The sequence below is a fragment of the Nocardioides nitrophenolicus genome, assembly GCF_016907515.1.
Taxonomy (GTDB): domain Bacteria; phylum Actinomycetota; class Actinomycetes; order Propionibacteriales; family Nocardioidaceae; genus Nocardioides; species Nocardioides nitrophenolicus.
In genome coordinates, this window is the sequence record NZ_JAFBBY010000001.1 from 4,055,864 (window position 1) to 4,075,313 (window position 19,450).

The 19,450-nt window shown below is 73.4% G+C and carries 17 protein-coding genes; 14 read left to right on the top strand and 3 right to left on the bottom strand.

Going from position 1 to position 19,450, the window contains the following annotated elements; genetic code table 11:
- Positions 1 to 3: 3 nt before the first annotated feature.
- Positions 4 to 1,419 (top strand): protein kinase domain-containing protein, encoded by a 1,416-nt coding sequence (locus JOD66_RS19625; protein WP_204838498.1) that lies wholly within the window; start codon positions 4 to 6, stop codon positions 1,417 to 1,419.
- Here the strand turns inward: JOD66_RS19625 and coaA are convergent.
- Positions 1,406 to 2,401 carry a type I pantothenate kinase gene (coaA, locus tag JOD66_RS19630; RefSeq protein WP_204838499.1) on the bottom strand — a complete coding sequence of 332 codons (996 nt, stop codon included), beginning with the start codon at positions 2,399 to 2,401 and terminating at the stop codon, positions 1,406 to 1,408. The two genes, JOD66_RS19625 and coaA, sit on opposite strands and share 14 nt — an antisense overlap.
- Positions 2,402 to 2,475: 74 nt before the next feature.
- On the opposite strand from coaA, the gene glmS reads away from it, so the two are divergent.
- The 10 genes from glmS to tsaD all read left to right on the top strand — a co-directional run bounded on the left by glmS (position 2,476) and on the right by tsaD (position 12,749).
- Complete coding sequence (gene glmS / locus JOD66_RS19635; protein ID WP_204838500.1) at positions 2,476 to 4,320, top strand: glutamine--fructose-6-phosphate transaminase (isomerizing); 1,845 nt, start codon at positions 2,476 to 2,478, stop codon at positions 4,318 to 4,320.
- 13 nt (positions 4,321 to 4,333) lie between these two features.
- Positions 4,334 to 4,687: a holo-ACP synthase gene (locus tag JOD66_RS19640; protein ID WP_204838501.1), complete on the top strand. Its 354-nt coding sequence runs from the start codon at positions 4,334 to 4,336 to the stop codon at positions 4,685 to 4,687.
- Positions 4,687 to 6,066, top strand: coding sequence for an NAD(P)H-hydrate epimerase (locus JOD66_RS19645; protein WP_204838502.1), 1,380 nt, complete (start codon positions 4,687 to 4,689; stop codon positions 6,064 to 6,066). The genes JOD66_RS19640 and JOD66_RS19645 overlap by 1 nt, the downstream gene beginning before the upstream one ends.
- 4 nt (positions 6,067 to 6,070) lie before the next feature.
- Positions 6,071 to 7,231 (top strand): alanine racemase, encoded by a 1,161-nt coding sequence (gene alr, locus JOD66_RS19650; protein ID WP_204838503.1) that lies wholly within the window; start codon positions 6,071 to 6,073, stop codon positions 7,229 to 7,231.
- Positions 7,228 to 8,328, top strand: coding sequence for an alpha/beta fold hydrolase (locus tag JOD66_RS19655; RefSeq protein ID WP_204838504.1), 1,101 nt, complete (start codon positions 7,228 to 7,230; stop codon positions 8,326 to 8,328). Before alr ends, JOD66_RS19655 begins: the two co-directional genes overlap by 4 nt.
- The gene (gene tsaE, locus JOD66_RS19660) at positions 8,325 to 9,272 is read left to right on the top strand and encodes a tRNA (adenosine(37)-N6)-threonylcarbamoyltransferase complex ATPase subunit type 1 TsaE (RefSeq protein ID WP_204838505.1); all 948 of its coding nucleotides are present in this window, start codon (positions 8,325 to 8,327) and stop codon (positions 9,270 to 9,272) included. Before JOD66_RS19655 ends, tsaE begins: the two co-directional genes overlap by 4 nt.
- A gap of 138 nt (positions 9,273 to 9,410) precedes the next feature.
- Positions 9,411 to 10,589, top strand: a complete 1,179-nt coding sequence (locus JOD66_RS29230) for a glycoside hydrolase family 16 protein (RefSeq protein ID WP_204838506.1) — start codon at positions 9,411 to 9,413, stop codon at positions 10,587 to 10,589.
- Between the two features lie 29 nt (positions 10,590 to 10,618).
- Positions 10,619 to 11,242: a tRNA (adenosine(37)-N6)-threonylcarbamoyltransferase complex dimerization subunit type 1 TsaB gene (gene tsaB, locus JOD66_RS19670; RefSeq protein WP_204838507.1), complete on the top strand. Its 624-nt coding sequence runs from the start codon at positions 10,619 to 10,621 to the stop codon at positions 11,240 to 11,242.
- Positions 11,239 to 11,691, top strand: a complete 453-nt coding sequence (rimI, locus tag JOD66_RS19675) for a ribosomal protein S18-alanine N-acetyltransferase (RefSeq protein WP_204838508.1) — start codon at positions 11,239 to 11,241, stop codon at positions 11,689 to 11,691. The genes tsaB and rimI overlap by 4 nt, the downstream gene beginning before the upstream one ends.
- Positions 11,688 to 12,749 carry a tRNA (adenosine(37)-N6)-threonylcarbamoyltransferase complex transferase subunit TsaD gene (tsaD, locus tag JOD66_RS19680; protein WP_204838509.1) on the top strand — a complete coding sequence of 354 codons (1,062 nt, stop codon included), beginning with the start codon at positions 11,688 to 11,690 and terminating at the stop codon, positions 12,747 to 12,749. Before rimI ends, tsaD begins: the two co-directional genes overlap by 4 nt.
- Before the next feature lie 102 nt (positions 12,750 to 12,851).
- On the opposite strand, the gene JOD66_RS19685 is transcribed toward tsaD, so the two are convergent.
- Positions 12,852 to 14,027, bottom strand: a complete 1,176-nt coding sequence (locus JOD66_RS19685) for a class I SAM-dependent methyltransferase (RefSeq protein WP_204838510.1) — start codon at positions 14,025 to 14,027, stop codon at positions 12,852 to 12,854.
- A gap of 12 nt (positions 14,028 to 14,039) precedes the next feature.
- Positions 14,040 to 16,205, bottom strand: a complete 2,166-nt coding sequence (locus tag JOD66_RS19690; protein ID WP_204838511.1) for an MMPL family transporter — start codon at positions 16,203 to 16,205, stop codon at positions 14,040 to 14,042.
- Between the two features lie 199 nt (positions 16,206 to 16,404).
- Between JOD66_RS19690 and groES the strand changes: the two genes are divergently transcribed.
- The 3 genes from groES to JOD66_RS19705 all read left to right on the top strand — a co-directional run bounded on the left by groES (position 16,405) and on the right by JOD66_RS19705 (position 19,443).
- Entirely contained in the window at positions 16,405 to 16,698 is a 294-nt protein-coding gene (gene groES, locus JOD66_RS19695; RefSeq protein WP_205126467.1) for a co-chaperone GroES, read from the top strand.
- Between the two features lie 78 nt (positions 16,699 to 16,776).
- The gene (gene groL / locus JOD66_RS19700) at positions 16,777 to 18,402 is read left to right on the top strand and encodes a chaperonin GroEL (protein WP_204838512.1); all 1,626 of its coding nucleotides are present in this window, start codon (positions 16,777 to 16,779) and stop codon (positions 18,400 to 18,402) included.
- Positions 18,403 to 18,582: 180 nt separating this feature from the next.
- Positions 18,583 to 19,443: a GNAT family N-acetyltransferase gene (locus JOD66_RS19705; protein WP_204838513.1), complete on the top strand. Its 861-nt coding sequence runs from the start codon at positions 18,583 to 18,585 to the stop codon at positions 19,441 to 19,443.
- Positions 19,444 to 19,450: the final 7 nt, after the last annotated feature.

Genomic DNA, 19,450 nt, shown 5'->3' on the forward strand with positions numbered 1-19,450 from the left:
CTGATGTTCGGGGTCGTCGCCGAGCGCTACGAGCTGCTCGAGATCGTCGGCAGCGGCGGCATGGGCGTGGTCTACCGTGCCCGCGACCGGGTGCTGGGCCGCACGGTCGCGGTCAAGGTGATCCGCCAGGAGCTGGCCGACGAGGAGTTCGTGCGCCGCTTCGAGCGGGAGGCCGCGATCCTGGCCCGGGTGCGCTCGCCGCACATCGTGGTGGTCTTCGACTACGGCAGCAGCGCCGACCGGTTCTACCTGGTGACCGACTTCCACGCCGACGGCGACCTGGTCGGCTGGCTGGAGCGCAACGGCCCGATGCCGCCCCGTCTCGCCGTCGAGGTCGCCGCGGCGGTGGCCGAGGGCCTCGCCGACGCGCACGCGGCCGGCGTCGTCCACCGCGACGTCAAGCCCGGCAACGTGCTGCTCTGGCGGCGCGGCGAGCGGCTGCTCCCGGTGCTCGCCGACTTCGGCATCGCCACGGCCGACGACGGCGGGCTCACGGTCACCGGCGGCGTCCCGGGCAGCCCGCCGTTCATGGCGCCCGAGCGGCATCTCGGCCAGGCGGCGACGGCGGCCACCGACATCTACGCCCTCGGCTGCCTGCTCTACAACCTGCTCACCGGCCGGCCGCCGTACGACGGCACCAGCTTCCAGGCGGCGAGCGCCCACATCAACGACCCGGTGCCGGCCCTCCCCGACGGGCTCGAACGGGTCGCCGGCCTCGACGAGATCGTCGCTCGCTGCATGGCGAAGGCCCCGGAGGACCGCTATCCCACCGCGACCGCGGCCGCCGAGGCGTTGCGGGCCTGGCTCGCGGCGGGGACGCCCCCGACCGCTCCGACCACGGTGACCACCCCGCCGTCGCCCCCGCCGCCCGCGTCGCTCCCGCGGCGCCGGCTGGTGCCCGCCCTCCTCGCGATCGTCCTCGTCGTGGCCGCGGTGGGCGCCGGCGCGTGGTGGCTGCTCGGGCGCGACGAGCCGTCGACGGCGCGGCCCCGGGATCCGGGGACGACCAGCCCGCCGCCCGCCGTGCCGGCGCTGGACCTGTCGGTCGTGCCCGGCGAGGCCTGCCGCTATCCCAAGACCGTCGACGGCACGACGCACGTCGTCGACTGCTCGTGGTTCGACGTCAGGGCCACCGGGCTGGCACCGGAGACCCCGGTCGAGGTCGAGGTGCGCCTGGCGATCGACGGGACCTACGCGAAGGGCGTGGCCCGGCTGGAGGACCTCACCTCCCCGGCGGGCGTGCTGGACGCCGGCCAGCACGTCGCGCCCACCGACTACGACGGGCTGTGTCCCGACCGGCGCTGCCCGGGCGGCTTCCCGCTCGCGGACGACGCGACCCAGGCCCGGGTGACCGTCCGCGACGCGGACCGCGTCCTGGTCGAGCGGGAGTTCCTGCTCGCCGAGCTCAGATCTTCCTGAGCCGCACGTACTTCACCGCGTGGTTCGCGGCCTTGCGCAGCACCAGCGTCGCTCGCGACCGGGTCGGCAGCACGTTCGCGGTGAGGTTGGGGCCGTTGATCGAGTCCCAGATCCGGCGCGCCTCGTCGACGGCGGAGTCGTGGCTGAGGGCGGCGTACCGGGCGAAGTAGGAGTTGGGGTCGCGGAAGGCGGTCTCGCGCAGCCGCAGGAACCGGTCGACGTACCACTCGCGGATGTGGTTGGTGTTGGCGTCGACGAAGATGGAGAAGTCGAAGAAGTCCGACAGGCCCAGGCCGGTGCGGCCGTCCTCGCGCACCCGGGCGGGCTGCAGCACGTTGAGGCCCTCGACGATGACGATGTCGGGCCGCTTCACGACCACCCTCTCGTCGGGGACGACGTCGTAGACGAGGTGGGAGTAGACCGGCGCCTCGACCTCGTCGATGCCGGACTTGATGTCGATGACGAACTTGAGCAGCTTGCGGCGGTCGTAGGACTCGGGGAAGCCCTTGCGCTGGAGCAGGCCGCGCGCCTCGAGCTCGGCGTTGGGGTAGAGGAAGCCGTCGGTGGTGACCAGCGCGACGTTGGGGTGCTCGGGCCACCGGGCCAGCATCTGCTGCAGCACGCGCGCGGCGGTCGACTTGCCGACCGCCACGGAGCCGGCGAGGCCGATCACGAACGGCGTGCGCGGGGGAGTGCGCCGGTGCAGGAACTGCTCCTGCTCGTGGTGCAGCCGGGTGGCGGCGTTGACCCGCAGTGACAGCAGCCGGGAGAGGGGCAGGTAGACGTCGCGGATCTCGTCGAGGTCCAGCGAGTCGCCCATGCCCCGCAGCCGGACGACCTCCTCGCTGGTCAGCGGGCTGCCCTGCTGGCGCCACTCGTGGGCCAGGTTCGCCCAGGTCGCGCGGTCCAGCTCGACGTACGGTGAGGCCTCCCGCGACGAGTCCTCGCCGTGGTGGGTGTCCGCCGGGGTTCCCGTCGTCATGGCGCCGATTGTTCCAGCCGGTCGCGGAGACGGGTCCGGCGCGTCCCCGATCCGGACCCGTAGACTGGCCGATCATGTGCGGGATCGTCGGGTACGTCGGGCCACGGTCGGCCGAGGAGGCGGTGATCGACGGCCTCCGTCGGCTGGAGTACCGCGGCTACGACTCGGCCGGCATCGCCGTGGTCCACGACGGCGCGCTCACCGTCGAGAAGCGGGCCGGCAAGCTGGCCAACCTGGAGAAGGTGCTCGCCGAGTCGCCGATCCCCGTCGCCGAGATCGGCATCGGCCACACCCGCTGGGCCACCCACGGCCCGCCCAATGACGTCAACGCCCACCCCCACACCGGCGGCGAGCGCCGGGTGGCGCTGGTGCACAACGGCATCATCGAGAACTTCCTCGACCTGCGTGGCCGGCTCGAGGCCGACGACCACGAGCTGCTCTCCGACACCGACACCGAGATCGTCGCCCAGCTGCTCGAGCTGCAGGTGCAGTCCGGCGAGGACCTCACCACCGCGATGCAGCGGGTCTGCCAGAAGCTCGACGGCGCGTTCACCCTGGTCGCGATCGACGCCGAGGAGCCCGGCAAGGTGGTCGCCGCCCGCCGCAACTCCCCGCTGGTCGTCGGGCTCGGGGAGGGCGAGAACTTCCTCGGGTCCGACGTCGCCGCGTTCATCGAGCACACCCGCGAGGCGCTCGAGCTGGGCCAGGACCAGATCGTGGTGATGACCCGCGACCGGGTCGAGGTCACCGACTTCTGGGGCCGGCCGGTCGAGGCCCGCCGCTTCCACGTCGACTGGGACCTGTCGGCGGCCGAGAAGGACGGCCACGACTGGTTCATGCGCAAGGAGATCTTCGAGCAGCCCCGGGCCGTCGCCGACTCCCTGATCGGCCGTCGTACGCCGTCCGGGCAGCTGCAGCTCGACGAGATGCGGCTGGCCGACGAGGAGCTGCGCGACGTCGACAAGATCATCATCATCGCGTGCGGGACCTCGTTCTACGCCGGCATGGTCGCGAAGTACGCCATCGAGCACTGGACCCGCACCCCCGTCGAGGTCGAGCTGGCCTCCGAGTTCCGCTACCGCGACCCGATCATCGACTCCACCACGCTGATCGTGGCGATCAGCCAGTCCGGCGAGACCGCCGACACGCTCCAGGCGATCCGTCACGCGCGCTCCCAGCGCGCCAAGGTGCTGGCGATCTGCAACACCAACGGCTCCTCGATCCCGCGCGAGTCCGACGCGGTGATCTACACCCACGCCGGCCCCGAGATCGGCGTCGCGTCCACGAAGGGCTTCCTGACCCAGCTGGTCGCCTGCTACCTGCTCGCCCTCTACATCGCGCAGGTCAAGGGCACCCGGTTCGGCGACGAGATCGACGAGATCATGCGCCACCTCGAGGCGATGCCCGACCACATCGAGACCGTGCTCGGCACCTCCGACCAGGTCTACGGCCTGGCCGCCGACCACGCCACGACGCGCTCGGTGCTCTTCCTGGGCCGCCACGCCGGCTACCCGGTCGCGCTCGAGGGCGCGCTCAAGCTCAAGGAGCTGGCCTACCTCCACGCCGAGGGCTTCGCGGCCGGCGAGCTCAAGCACGGTCCGATCGCCCTCGTCGAGGACGAGCTGCCGGTGCTGTGCGTCGTGCCGCCCAAGGGCCGCGACCAGCTCCACGGCAAGATGCTCAGCGGCATCCAGGAGGTCCGTGCCCGCGGCGCGCGCACCATCTGCCTGGCCGAGGAGGGCGACCACTCCATCGAGCCGTACGCCGACGCGCTGATCCGGCTGCCCAAGGTGCCGGTGCTGCTGCAGCCGCTGGTCGCGATCGTGCCGCTCCAGCTGTTCGCCTGCGAGCTGGCCACCGTCCTGGGCCACGACGTCGACCAGCCGCGCAATCTCGCCAAGTCCGTCACCGTCGAGTGACCCGGGCGGGCTGATGGCTGTCGTCGGCGTCGGCATCGACGTGTGCGAGATCGCTCGCTTCGAGGAGTCCTGCCGGCGCACGCCGGCGCTGGCGACCAAGCTGTTCACCGAGGCCGAGCGCGGCCTCCACATCCGCTCCCTGGCGGCCCGGTTCGCGGCCAAGGAGGCGCTCGCCAAGGCGCTCGGCGCGCCCCGCGGCATGTCCTGGCACGACGCCGAGGTGGTCTCGGAGGACTCCGGCCGGCCGCGCTTCGTCATCCGCGGCACCGTGCTCGCGGAGGCCGACGCGCTGGGCGTCCGCTCGGTCCACCTCTCGCTCACCCACGACGGCGGCATCGCCTCCGCCGTCGTCGTCCTGGAGTCCTGATGATCCGGGCCCACACCGTCGCACAGGTCCGCGCCGCCGAGGCCGAGCTGCTGGCCCGGCTGCCCGAGGGGGCGCTGATGCAGCGGGCCGCCGCCGGGCTCGCGTACGCCGTGCTCGACCTGCTCGGCTCGGCGTACGGCCGCCGGGTGCTGCTGCTCGTCGGGTCCGGCGACAACGGCGGAGACGCGCTGTACGCCGGCGCGCTGCTCGCCCGGCGCGGCGTGCAGGTCGAGGCGTGGCTGCTGTCCTCCTCGGCCCACGAGGGCGGGGTCGGCGCGCTGCGCGCCGCCGGCGGCCGGATCGGCACCCCCGGACCCGGCCGCTTCGACGTCGTGGTCGACGGCATCGTCGGCATCGGCGGGCGCCCCGGCCTGCGCCCCGAGGCGGTCGACGCCCTGGCCCACGTCGAGGGGATCCCGGTGGTGGCCGTCGATGTCCCGTCGGGCGTCGACGTCGACACCGGCGAGGTCGCCGGCCCCCACGTCACCGCCGACCTGACCGTCACCTTCGGCACCCACAAGGCAGGTCACCTGCTCGACCCGGCCGCCCAGGCCTGTGGCGCGGTGCATCTCGTCGACCTCGGGCTGGAGCTGCCCGAGGCGCCGGTCGAGGCGCTCCAGGCCGCCGACGTCGCGGCACTGGTGCCGCGCCCCGGCCCCGACGCCCACAAGTACACCCGCGGCGTGGTCGGCGTGCGCGCCGGCTCGGCCGCCTATCCCGGGGCGGCGGTGCTCAGCGTGTCCGGTGCCGCGTGCGGGCTCGCCGGCATGGTCCGCTACGACGGCGCCCCGGCCGCCCTCGACCAGGTCCGGGCAGCTCATCCCGAGGTCGTGGGTCCGGGCCGGGTGCAGGCGTGGGTGGTCGGCTCGGGGAGCGACGACGGGGCCGAGGACGCGCTGCGCCGCTCGGTCGCCGACGGCGTGCCGCTCGTCGTGGACGCCGACGCGCTCGCCCACGCCGCGCTGGTGCGGGGCCGGCCCGCGGTGCTGACGCCGCACGCCGGCGAGCTCGCCCGGCTGCTCGACGTCGAGCGCACGGCGATCGAGGCCCGGTGGCTCGAGCACGCGCGCCTGGCCGCCCGGCGGTTGGACGCCGTCGTGCTGCTCAAGGGCAGGCACACCGTCGTCGCACGACCCGACGGGAAGGTCCGGGTCACCACGACCGGCACCCCGTGGCTGGCCACCGCCGGCGCCGGTGACGTCCTCGGCGGCTTGATCGGCGCGCTGCTCGCCGCGGGCCTGGATCCCTTCGACGCCGCCGCGGCCGGCTCCTGGCTGCACGGCGCCGCGGCCACGCTGGCGGCCCAGGACGGCCCGATCGTCGCGAGCGACGTGGCCGCCGCCCTCCCGGTGGTCCTCGGGACCGTGGTGGGACGATAGGAGCATGCGCCCGCCCCTCGGCCCCGCCGGGATCGTCGTCGACCTGGCGGCGATCCGGGCCAACGCGCGGCTGCTGCGCGCCACCGCCGGGGTGCCCCTGATCGCGGTGGTCAAGGCCGACGGCTACGGCCACGGCATGGTGGCCTGCGCCCGGGCGGCCCAGGAGGGCGGCGCGGCGTGGCTCGCCACCGCCACGGTCGAGGAGGCGCTCGCGCTGCGTGCGGCCGGCGTCGAGGGACCGGTGCTGTGCTGGCTGAACGGTCCGGAGAGCGACTTCGCCGCGGCGGCCGAGGCGGGCATCGACCTCACCGCCCACGGCGTGGCCGACCTGGACGCGATGGCGGCGGCGTTCGCCGGCCGGCCGACCCCGGCCCGGGTGCAGCTCAAGGTCGACACCGGACTGTCCCGCAACGGCGCGCCCCGCGCGAGCTGGGCCGAGGTGTTCGCCCGGGCCCGGGCCGGCGAGAAGGCCGGCAGCTGGCGGATCACCGGGATCTGGTCCCACTTCGCGTGCTCCGACGAGCCCGGCCACCCCGCCAACGACCGCCAGGAGCAGGCCTTCCGCGATGCGCTGGCGCTGGCCGAGACCCACGGCCTGCGCCCCGAGCTGCGCCATCTCGCGAACTCCGCCGCGGCGATCCTGCGCCCCTCGTCCCGCTTCGACGCGGTCCGCTGCGGGATCGCGGTCTACGGCCTCGATCCCGCGCCCGGGGAGGCCACCGACATCGGGCTGGTGCCGGCGATGACCGTCACCGCGCCGCTGGTCGGCGTCAAGGAGCTCGCGCCCGGCGACGCCGTCTCCTACGGCCACCGGTGGGTGGCCGACCAGCCGACCACGGTCGGCCTGGTCCCGGTTGGCTACGGCGAGGGCATCCCGCGCCACGCGAGCCGGCCCGGCGCCCCCGACGCCGCCGCGACCGTCGGCATCGACGGCAAGCGCCGGCCGATCCGCGGCACCGTGTGCATGGACCAGGTGGTCGTCGACCTCGGCGGCGACCGGCCCCCGCTCGGCAGCGAGGTGGTCGTCTTCGGCCCGCCCGCCGCCGGCGGCCCGACCGCCCAGGACTGGGCCGAGGCCTGCGCCACCATCAGCTACGAGATCGTCACCAGGATCGGGGGCCGGATGTCCCGCACGTACGTCGACTCCGAGGGAGCCGGCTCGTGAGCCGCCGGGGCCGGGTCGTCGGCTCGCTCGCGGGCGCCCTCGGCGTCGCGGCCGGCACCGCCGCCGTCGGGATCCTGCGCCAACAGCGGGCGATCAGCCGACGGGCCGGCGAGGACATCCCGTTCGGCTCGCTGCGCTCCACGCCGGTGACCGTGGTCGCCGACGACGGCGTGCCGCTGCACGTCGAGATCGACGATGTCGAGCCGGTCGCCGCGGGCGGCGGTCCGGTCGACCGGCTGCTGCGCCGCGCCAAGGACGACACGCCCCCGGTGACGGTGGTCTTCGTCCACGGCTTCTGCCTCAACCTCGACTGCTGGCACTTCCAGCGCGCGGCGTACCGCGGCCTGGTCCGCACCGTCTACTACGACCAGCGCTCCCACGGCCGCTCCGGCAACGCCGACCGCGCCCACTCCACCATCGACCAGCTCGGTCGCGACCTGCACCAGGTGCTCGCGGAGGCCGTCCCCGACGGCCCGGTCGTGCTGGTCGGGCACTCGATGGGCGGGATGTCGATCGTCGCCTTCGCCGAGCAGTACCCCGAGCTGATCGGCACCCGCGTCGTCGGCGTCGGCCTGATCTCCACCACCGCGGGCGGTCTGGACCCGAGCCGCCTGCTGCTGCCGATGCTGCCGGCCCGCCTCGCCGGCCCGGTGAGCCGGCGGGCGATGCGCACCCTGCACCTCGGACACCGGGTGGTCGACTCGCTGCGCCGCGCCGGTGGAGCCGTCGCGACGGTCGCGACCGACCGGTTCGCGTTCGGCGGCGACGTCCCGCGCGGGTACGTCGAGTTCGTCGACGAGATGCTCGCCGCGACGCCCTTCGAGGTGGTCGCCGACTTCTTCCCGCACTTCGCCGGCCTCGACAAGTTCGACTACGTCGAGGTCCTCGGCCGGGTGCCGACCTCGGTCATCTGCGGCACCGCCGACCGGATCACCTCGGTCGGTCACTCCCGCAAGCTGCAGTCGCGGATCCCGGGCTCCCGGCTGCTGGAGTGCGAGGGCGCCGGCCACATGGTCCTGATGGAGCGCCACGAGCTGGTCAACGCCGAGCTCGACCAGCTGATCACCGCCGCGGCAGCGAGGGCAGCGACCCGATGACGCCAGGAGATGCGTCGCTACAGACGAGGCGCGTCGGCCCGGAGGCCGCCGCGGAGGTGCTGACCGTCGTGAAGGCGGCCTTCGCCGACCGCCCCCGGCTCGATCCGCCCACCGACGCCCTGGCCGAGACCGAGGACTCGATGGCCGCGATGCTGGCCGCGAGCGGCGGCCTGCTGGCGCTCGACGACGGACGGCCGGTCGGCGCCCTGGTGCTCGACCCGGCCGGCGAGGACGTCTACCTGCGCCGGGTCAGCGTCGACCCGGCCGCGCAGGGACACGGCATCGCCCACGTCCTGGTCCGCGCCGCGCTCCACGACGCCGGCCGGGCCGGCTTCCGCCGGGTGCGGCTGCTCGCGCGCGAGGAGCTGCCGCGCACGATCCGCTTCTGGCGCGAGCTCGGCTTCGTCGAGACCGGCCGCCATGCCCCGTACGTCGAGCTGGCCCGGCCCGCGCCGGTGCTCGTCGACGTACCCGACGCCGAGGACATGCGCGGGCTGGGCCGCCGGCTCGCCGGCTCGCTGAGGGGTGGCGACGTGCTGGTGCTCAGCGGTGAGCTGGGGGCCGGGAAGACCACCTTCACCCAGGGGCTCGGCGAGGGGCTGGGCGTGCGCGGCGCGATCACCTCGCCGACCTTCGTGATCGCCCGGGTGCATCCCTCGCTCGGCGAGGGACCGGAGCTGGTCCACGTCGACGCCTACCGTCTCGGCGGGCAGGCCGAGCTCGACGACCTCGACCTGGACACCGACCTCGACGAGGCCGTGACCGTGGTCGAGTGGGGGACCGGGATCGCCGAGAGCCTGGCCGAGGCCCGGCTCGAGGTCCGGATCACCCGCGCCACGGGCGAGAGCCGCGACATCGGCGAGATCGAGGCCGACCCGCGCGTGGTCGAGCTCGACGGCATCGGCGTGCGCTGGCTCGAGGTGGATCTCCGGCCGATCGGCTGAGCGAGGGCGGGACATTCGTCCTGGGGTCCTGGTCGGATCGGCCAGTCGACGTTGTGCGAACGCAGGTGCCGTCGGGCGTGCCTCGATCCCTAGCGTTGCTGAAGGCTGACAGAGGCCTGTTCTGGGGGAGGGATGTCGATGCGTGCCGCACGCATGCTGCTCGCGCTCGCGGCGGCGCTCGCCGGGCTGTGGCTGACCAGTGGGTCCGCCATCGCCGAGCCGGCGGGACAGCCCGCGATCGAGCGGGTGACGCCGCGTCAGGAGACGGTGGTCTTCAAGGGCCGCGCCAAGCCGCGCCAGGTGGTGCGGCTGCAGGCCCGCGGGTCGTCGTACTGGACCACCGTCGGCAAGACCCGCGCCTCCCGCAAGGGCGCCTTCCGGATCGCCGTGCCCTATCCCGACCAGCCGCGCACCTACCGGGTCGTCGCGGGCGGCAAGGTCAGCCGGACCCGTCAGGTGGTCCCGACCGCGACGCCCTCGCCGACCACCCCGACGGCCGCGCAGCCCGACCCGGCCAAGCCGCCCGCGCCGCGCGACGACTGCGGGGCGCGCCCCGAGCGGGCCGAGGGCGGCTACTACTCCTGCACCTTCCGCGACGACTTCGACGGTGAGGCCCTCGACCCCGCGCGGTGGATGGCGCAGGAGACCTGGTTCAGCGGCATGACCACCGGCAGCGGGTCGTGCTACGTCGCCAACGACCGCACCATCCAGGTCCGGGGCGGACACCTGCGGCTGTCCTCGACCGTGCTCCCCGAGCCGTTCGTGTGCAAGAGCCCCTACGGCGACTTCAGCACCACCACCGAGGCCTCGACCGTGGTCAGCCGCTCCCGGTTCACCCAGACCTACGGGCGCTTCGAGGCGCGGCTGAAGATGCCCGACGAGTCCGGCACCCCCGGCTCCCACTCCGCCTTCTGGCTCTATCCCCAGGACCACACCTACGGCCGCTGGCCCGGCTCGGGCGAGATCGACGTGGCCGAGTGGTTCAGCGCCCGCCCGGCCAACGTCTACCCGTCGGTCCACTACGCCGGCGAGAACAACATGCAGAGCACCGGCTTCTCCTGCCCGATGCCCACCTCGTCGACCGAGTTCCACGACTACGCCGTCGAGTGGACCCCGCAGGTCATGCGCTTCTACTACGACGGCCGGCTCTGCTTCACCCACTCGTGGACGCCGGCCGGCCTGGTCGCGCCCGAGCCCTTCGACCAGCCCTTCTACCTCGTGTTCACCCAGATCTGGGGCAGCGGGTGGAACGCCCGCGCCGCGGGCATGCCCGACACGTCCACCCTCGTCGTCGACTGGGTGAAGGCCTGGCAGTAGCCGCGCCCGGCGGCCGGTAGCCTCGGAGCGTGCTGCTCGCCTTCGACACCGCCTCCTCGACGGTCACCGTCGCGCTCCACGACGGGAGCGACGTGGTCGCCGCGGCGACCTCCGCGCAGGGGATGAAGCACGGCGAGCAGCTCGCGCCGCTCATCGAGCGGACCCTGGCCGAGGCCGGCGTCCGGCCGGCCGGGCTGACCGGCATCGCCGTCGGCGTCGGACCCGGGCCGTTCACCGGGCTGCGGGTCGGGCTGGTGACCGCGCGCACCATGGCCCACGTGCTCGGCGTACCTGTCCACGGGGTGTGCTCGCTCGACGCCCTCGCCCTCGAGGCGGTCGAGACGGGCGTGGTCGACGGCGGCTTCGTGGTCGCCTCGGACGCGCGGCGCAAGGAGGTCTACCTCGCGTCGTACGACGCCCGCGGGGCGCGCCTGGACGAGCCGGTCGTCGACCGGCCGGCGGTGCTCGCCACCGACGGCCCGGTGGTGGGGGAGGGCGCGCGACTCTACCCCGACGCGTTCCCCGACGCGCGCGGCCCGGAACGGCCCGACGCCCGCTGGCTCGCGCGTGGGGTGGTCGCCGGGAGGTTCACCGTCCTCGGGTCGGAGCCGCTCTACCTGCGCCGGCCCGACGCCGTCGCGCCCGCGCGGTGATCGTCCGGCCGGCGACGGCGGCCGACGTGGCCGCCATCGTCGAGCTCGAGGCCGTCGCGTTCCCGCTCGACCCCTGGTCGGCGAACCTGGTCGGCGAGGGCGTCGGCGGGTCGCTGCCCACGGTGAGCTATCTCGTCGCCGAGGCGGCCGCCCGGTTCGCGGGCTACGCCGTGCTCAGCGTGGTCGACGTCGACGCGGAGCTGCAGCGGATCGCGGTGCCGGAGCCGGATCGGCGTACCGGAGTCGCGACGGGGCTGCTCGCCGCGGTGCGCGCGTCCGCCGCGGCCGGCGGTGCGGAGCGGCTGCTGCTCGAGGTCCGCGAGGACAATCTGGCGGCGCGGATGTTCTACGAGCGGCACGGGTTCGCCGAGCTCGGGAGGCGCCCGCGCTACTACCGCGACGGGACCGACGCGCTGGTGCTGAGCACGCCCGTCACAATGGACCCATGACCCGCGACGAACCCCTGGTCCTCGGCATCGAGACCTCGTGCGACGAGACCGGTGTCGGCATCGTCCGTGGTCACACGCTGCTCGCCGACGCGGTCGCGAGCAGCGTCGAGGAGCACGCCCGGTTCGGCGGCGTGGTGCCCGAGGTCGCCAGCCGGGCGCACCTGGAGGCGATGGTCCCGACCATCCAGCGCGCCTGCGACACCGCCGGCGTCGCGCTGTCCGACGTCGACGCGATCGCGGTGACCCACGGTCCCGGGCTGGCGGGCGCGCTGCTCGTCGGCGTGGCCTCGGCCAAGGCGCTCGCGCTCTCGCTCGGCAAGCCGATCTACGGCGTCAACCACCTCGCCGCCCACGTCGCCGTCGACCAGCTCGAGCACGGCCCGCTGCCCGAGCCGTGCCTGGCGCTGCTGGTGTCGGGCGGCCACTCCAGCCTGCTCAAGGTCACCGACGTCACCGGCGCCGACCACGGCGTGGACCCGCTGGGCGCGACCATCGACGACGCGGCCGGCGAGGCCTTCGACAAGGTCGCCCGGCTGCTCGGGCTGCCCTTCCCCGGCGGTCCCCACATCGACCGCGTGGCCCGCGAGGGCGACCAGGTCGCGATCGACTTCCCGCGCGGCCTCACCGCCCGCCGCGACCTGGAGCGGCACCGCTTCGACTTCTCCTTCTCCGGCCTCAAGACCGCCGTCGCCCGGTGGGTGGAGGCCCGCGAGCGCTCCGGGGAGCCGGTCCCCGTCGCCGACGTGGCCGCGTCCTTCCAGGAGGCCGTGTGCGACGTACTCGTCCGCAAGGCGCTCGACGCGGCGAGCGCCGAGGGGATCGAGGACCTGATGATCGGCGGCGGGGTCGCCGCGAACTCCCGGCTGCGCGCGCTCGCCGAGGAGCGGGCGAGCCGGCTCGGCATCCGGGTCCGCGTCCCCCGCCCCGGGCTGTGCACCGACAACGGCGCCATGGTCGCCGCCCTCGGCTCCACCATGGTCGCCCGCGGCCGCACGCCGTCCACCCTCGACCTCCCGGCCGACTCCAGCCTGCCGGTCACCGAGGTCCTGGCCGGCTAGGTCACCGTCGCGGGTCGGGTTTCCTCGTCGCACCCGGCATTCCTGTCGTGGATCCCGCCGATTCGGGACCGACATGCCGGGTGCGACGACGGCGAGCCGACCCTAGAACGGCTCCACGAGCAGCACCGTGCCCTCCCCGGAGACCCGGGTGAGCACGATCGTCGCCTCGGCGTCGCCCTGCAGCGCCAGCCGCTTGCGCAGGGCCTCCGGGGAGACGTCGACGCCCCGCTTCTTGATGGTGAGCCGGCCGATGCCGCGCTCGCGCAGCGCGGCCTTGAGCTGCTTCTCGCGATAGGGGAGGGTCTCCAGCACCCGGTAGCCGCGGGCGAACGGACTCCGGAACGGCTCCTCGGCGGTGACATAGGCGATCTTCGGGTCGACCAGCCCGCCACCCACGCCGGCCGCCACGGCCGTGACCAGGCCGGCCCGGATCACGGCGCCGTCGGGCTCGTAGAGATAGCCGCCGACCGGGCGCACCCCCACGGCCTCCGGGCCCGGGTCGTCCTCGTCGGTGATCGTGGCCAGGCCGCCCGTGCCGATCACGGTGGCCCGGCGCGCCACGGTCGCCGTCCGCCCGGCCCACAGCGCGGCCTCCTTGACCTCGCCGTCGTCGCTGACCCACTCGGCCTCGACGTCCGGCGGCACCAGGGCGTGCGGGATGCCGGGCGCGACCTTCACGCACGCGTCGCGGGCCAGCAGGCCCTCCACCCAGGACCACGGCGGGGTCCAGTCCTCGGCCCGGAAGCTGCGGCCGGCGCCCGAGCGACGGGCCGGGTCGGCGAAGGCCAGGTCGAAGCCGCGGTGGTCGACGGTCGTGGCGTCCGCGACCTGCACCGCGCCGGGCAGCCCGAGCGCGGCCAGGTTGGCCTCCGCGACCGCGACCCGCACCGGGTCCAGGTCGACGCCCGCGCACACGATCCCCGCCTCGGCCGCGGCGATGAGGTCGCCGCCGATCCCGCAGCCGAGGTCGACCAGGGTCCCCGCCCCGAACGCCGCCGCCCGGCCGGCCCGGTGCCGCGCGACCCGGAGCCGGGTCGCCTGCTCCAGCGCGTCGGGCGTGAAGTACATCCTCGGCGCCAGGTCGCCGAACTTCGCGGCCGCGCGCCCGCGCAGCTCGACCTGGGTGAGCGCGGTCGCGGCGCGCTCCGGGGTCGTCGTACGACGCAGCGCGGAGCCGGCCGCCAACGGCGCCGCGCCCGCGGCGACCAGGGCGGTGGCCTCGGCGAGCAGTGCCTGCCCCTCGTCGGTCAGCAGCCACCGGAAGTCGTCGAGGTCCACCCCCCGATCCTGTCAGGTCGTGGAGGCCAGCTCCGGTTCCGGCTCGTCGTCGGCGTCCTTGGCGGGCTTCTCGTCGCCGTGACCGGGCCACCAGGCGGCGTGGCCGAGCAGGGAGGTCAGCGCCGGGGTGAAGAACATCGACATCACGAACGAGACGATCAGGATGCCGACCGCGAGCGCGAAGCCCATCGACACGATCAGGGTGTTGCCGCCGAGCATGAGGGAGGCGAAGGTTCCCGCGAGGATGACGCCCGCCGCCGCGATCGTCGGCCCCGCGTGGGTGACCGCCTGGCGGGCGGCGTCGTGGGGATCGCGTCCCTCGCGCGCCTCCTCGCGGAGCCGGGCGATCATCAAGATGTTGTAGTCGGTGCCGAGCGCGGTGACGAACAGGTAGATGTAGATCGGCAGCATGAAGATCAGGCCGGCCTCGCCGCCGATGTGCTGGAAGGCGATCACCGTCAGGCCCAGGGTCGCGGCGAAGCCGAGGCCGACCGCGGCCATGAGGAACCACGGCGCGACCAGGCTGCGCAGCAGCAGGGCGAGGATCAGCATGATGATGACGGCCGCGACCGGGAAGACCACCTTGTAGTCACGCGCCATCGCCGCCGACATGTCGGCGAAGATGCCGGGCGTGCCGCCGACGTACGCCTTCGTGCCGTCGGGCGCGGCCTCGTGGGCGGTGTCGCGGATCGGCCCCGCGACGTTGTCCTGTGCGGCGTCGGAGACCGGGTCGTCGGACAGGGTCAGGTAGTACTGGTACGCCGTGCCGTCCTGGGACGGCAGCGGCCCGGCGACCGAGTCGACCCCCTTGGCCTTGCCGAGGGCGGTGCCGAAGGCGGCCAGCTCGTCGGGCGTGACGTCGGCGCCGTCGGCGTCGACGAGCACCGGGACCGGCTCGGCCGCGCCGGCCGAGAAGTGCTCGGTGAAGGTGGTCATCGCCTCGGTGGACTCGACGCCCTTGGGCAGGCTGGAGTTGAAGTCGAAGGACGGGTTGAAGCTCAGCGCGAAGAGGGCGAGCACGGTCATCGCGCCACCCGAGACCAGCGCGGTCAGGCCGGGACGGCGACCGACGGCGTTGCCGAGCTTGATGAAGGTGCCGTGCTTGGGCTCCTTCTGCCACGACTTCGACGGCCAGAACAGGGCCTTGCCGAGCAGCGAGACGACGGCCGGGACCAGGGTGAGCGCGGCGAGCAGCGTGACGAACACGGCGATCGCGAGCGCCGGGCCGATCGCCCGGAAGATGCTGAGCGAGCTGAGGATCAGCGCCATGAAGGCGACGATCACCGCACCGCCCGCGGACGCGATCGCCTCGCCGGCGCGGTCGAGGCTGTAGACCACCGAGTCCTTCACGGGGGCGCCGGTGCGCAGTCGCTCGCGGTGGCGGAAGAGGAAGAACAGGATGTAGTCGGTGCCGACGCCGTACAGGACGACGACCAGGATCTGCTGGACCGAGGCGTCGGCCTTGAGGTCGAAGACGTCGTTGGCCCAGGCGATGGCGCCGGTGGCGATGGAGGAGACCAGGCCGACGACCACGATCGGCAGCAGGCAGATCAGCACGCTGCGGAAGATCAGGGCGAGCAGGCCGACGATGAGCACCACGGTCGCGATGCCGACGATGAGCAGGGTGTCGGAGCTGGACTCCTGGGAGTCGAGGCCCTGGGGTACGGCGCCGGTCGCGCGGATCTCGAGATCGGTGCCGGCGACGAGCTTCTTGATGTCGGCGCGCAGGAGCTTGGCGTCGTCCATGGCCTGGGTGTCGTAGCCGGTGGCGCCGTCGGCCAGCGGCAGCACCGCGAACATGACGGTGCCGTCCTCGGAGAGGTTCGGCGTACCGGTCTCGCCCTGGGTGATGACGAGGGGCTGGAAGGTCTTCTTGCCGAGCTCGGGACCGAGCTTCGCGGCGATGTCGGCGACCGCCGCCTGGTCGTCGGCGGTCAGCTTCTCGTGGTCCTTGCGCTCGATCACCAGGATCGCGCCGGGGGAGAAGGAGTCGGAGAACTTGGCGTCCTGCAGCTTCAGCGCCTGGATCGACTCGTAGTGGTCGGGGAGGAACTCGGAGTTGTCCTGGGTCGACTCGAGGGCGGGCGCCGCGGCGCCCACGACGACGGCGATGAGGACCCAGGCGGCGATGACGTACCAACGGAAACGGGTCACGAAGCGACCGAGCGCAGCGAACATGTCGAGAACGCTAGCGGCGGGCGAGGTCGTCCGGCCACCGACTTTGGTAGGACCCCACCGACACCGGTGGCGGGGTGCCTCTGGCACTCACTTGCGGAGAGTGCTAGTTTCTTTTCTGGCACTCTCACCGCGAGTGTGCCAACGCAGGTCACCTGCCAAGGACACACCCAGACAGTCTTAGAAAGTGGAGGTCGACATCGTGTCGGTCAACATCAAGCCGCTCGAGGACCGGATCGTCGTCAAGCCCCTCGAGGCCGAGCAGACCACCGCCTCGGGTCTGGTCATCCCCGACACCGCCAAGGAGAAGCCCCAGGAGGGCGAGGTCCTGGCCATCGGCCCCGGCCGCATCGACGACAACGGCAACCGGGTCCCGCTCGACGTGGCCGTGGGTGACAAGGTCATCTACAGCAAGTACGGCGGCACCGAGGTCAAGTACGCCGGCGCCGAGTACCTCATCCTCTCGGCCCGCGACGTCCTCGCCGTCGTTTCCTGATTTCACTCGAGCCGTGCGGGTGGGTGTGACCTCCGGGTCGCGCCCACCGGCACGGCTCGTTCACGTTGAGGAGTAGCAATGCCCAAGATCCTGGAGTTCGACGAGAACGCCCGGCGCGCCCTCGAGCGCGGCGTCGACGCGCTCGCCAACACCGTCAAGGTGACCCTCGGCCCCAAGGGTCGCTATGTCGTGCTCGACAAGAAGTGGGGCGCCCCGACCATCACCAACGACGGCGTGACCGTCGCGCGTGAGGTCGAGCTCGACGACCCGTTCGAGAACCTCGGTGCCCAGCTCACCAAGGAGGTCGCGACCAAGACCAACGACGTCGCCGGTGACGGCACGACCACCGCTACCGTGCTCGCCCAGGCGCTGGTCCACGAGGGCCTGCGCGCCGTCGCCGCCGGCTCGAACCCGATGGGTCTCAAGCGCGGCATGGACGCGGCGGCCACGGCCGTCGCCGACGCGCTGAAGGCGGCCGCCCGCGACGTCGACGACGAGAAGGACATCGCCTCCGTCGCCACCGTCTCCTCGCGCGACAGCCACATCGGCGAGCTGCTCGCCGAGGCCTTCGGCAAGGTCGGCAAGGACGGTGTGATCACCGTCGAGGAGTCGAACACCCCCTCGACCGAGCTCGAGTTCACCGAGGGCATGCAGTTCGACAAGGGCTACATCTCGGCGTACTTCGTCACCGACGCGGAGCGCCAGGAGGCCGTCCTCGACGACCCCTACATCCTCATCCACCAGGGCAAGATCGGCGCGATCGCCGACCTGCTGCCGCTGCTGGAGAAGGTCGTGCAGGCCGGGCGTCCGCTGTTCATCCTCGCCGAGGACGTCGAGGGCGAGGCGCTCTCGACCCTGGTCGTCAACAAGATCCGCGGCGCGTTCAACGCCGTCGCGGTGAAGGCCCCGGCCTTCGGCGACCGCCGCAAGGCGATGCTGCAGGACATCGCGGTCCTCACCGGCGGCCAGGTCGTCTCGCCCGAGGTCGGCCTCAAGCTCGACCAGGTCGGTCTCGACGTGCTGGGCCAGGCCCGCCGCGTCGTGGTCACCAAGGACAACACCACGATCATCGACGGTGCCGGCGACGAGGCCGAGGTCGCGGGCCGGGTCGAGCAGATCAAGAAGGAGATCGAGGCGTCCGACTCCGACTGGGACACCGAGAAGCTCCAGGAGCGGCTGGCCAAGCTCTCCGGCGGCGTCGTGGTGATCAAGGTCGGCGCGCACACCGAGGTCGAGCTCAAGGAGAAGAAGCACCGGATCGAGGACGCCGTCTCCGCGACGCGCGCCGCGATCGAGGAGGGCATCGTCCCCGGTGGCGGCTCGGCGATCATCCACGCCTCGTCGGCGCTCGACGGCGACCTCGGCCTCACCGGCGAGGAGGCCGTCGGCGTACGCATCGTCCGCAAGGCCGTCGAGGAGCCGCTGCGCTGGATCGCCGAGAACGGCGGCGAGAACGGCTACGTCGTCACCCACAAGGTGCGCGAGCTCGGCGTCGGCAACGGCTACAACGCCGCCACCGGCGAGTACGGCGACCTGCTCGCCCAGGGCGTCATCGACCCGGTCAAGGTGACCCGCTCGGCGCTGGCCAACGCGGTCTCCGTCGCGGGCATGCTGCTGACGACCGAGACCCTGGTCGTCGACAAGCCCGTCGAGGAGGAGCCCGAGGCGGCCGGTCACGGCCACGGTCACGGCCACGGCCACTGATCGACCCGGCGGATCCTGACCCTGGATTCGCGCCGACCCGGCAGAACATGACGCGTCTCGCGGCCGCTTTCTGCCGGGTCGGCGGTTTTTTCGGGCCAGTTTCTGCCGGGTCGGCGGTGGGAGACCGGCCTGAAATATCGATGATCGCCCCGCGTGACCTTCGTCCGGCATAGTGAGGACATGCTGTGGCGCGTGCGAGCCGGACTCCCCGACCGGCCTGGATCCCTGGCGGAGCTGGCGGCAGCCTGTGGCCGGGCCGGGGTCAACATCCAGACCGTGCAGGTCTTCCCCGAGGGGACGTCGGTGACCGACGAGCTGGTGCTGCAGGTTCCGCGAGACTGGACGGCTGAGCAGCTGCACGAGCTGGTCCGTACGGCGGGCGGTGAGGCGGTGAGCGCCGTACCCGTCACGACGGCGGCGCTGGAGGACCAGCCCACGCGCTACGTGCAGGCGGTGCGCGCGATCATCGCGCAGCCGGCGCGCTTCCCGGAGGTGGCGGCGCACCTGTTCGACGCCGACGTCGCGCCCAGCGACGGGTCGGAGGACGTGCTGGAGATGACGATCGGCGCGTCCACCACGATCCAGGTACGACGCGACACGCCGTTCACCTCGATCGAGCGGGCCCGGGCGTCGGCGCTGGCCGAGCTGGTCGGGGAGGTGCTGGACGCGCAGGTCCCGCCGTCGCCGCAGCAGCCCGCGGCGGGCGATCCCGACTTCGTCACGACCGGTGCCGTGGTGTCCGCGCTCGCGGGCGGGAAGGTGGCCGGCCGTGCCGAGTTCACCACGACCGACGGCGAGGAGCCGTGGCCGGTGGACCTGTGGGTCGACCCGGCCTGGCACCGCCGCGGCGTCGGCACGCGCCTGCTCGCCGACATCGCCCGGGCCGCGCGCGCGGCGGGTGCGGAGGAGATCGTGCTGACCGCGCCGTCGGACACCAAGGCGGTGCTCCCGATGGTGCTCGCGGCGGGGATGCGGGGCCGGATCCGGATGGCGGGGGACTCCCTGACGGTGCGGATCGCGCTCACCGACCTGCGTCGCTGAGCCGGGT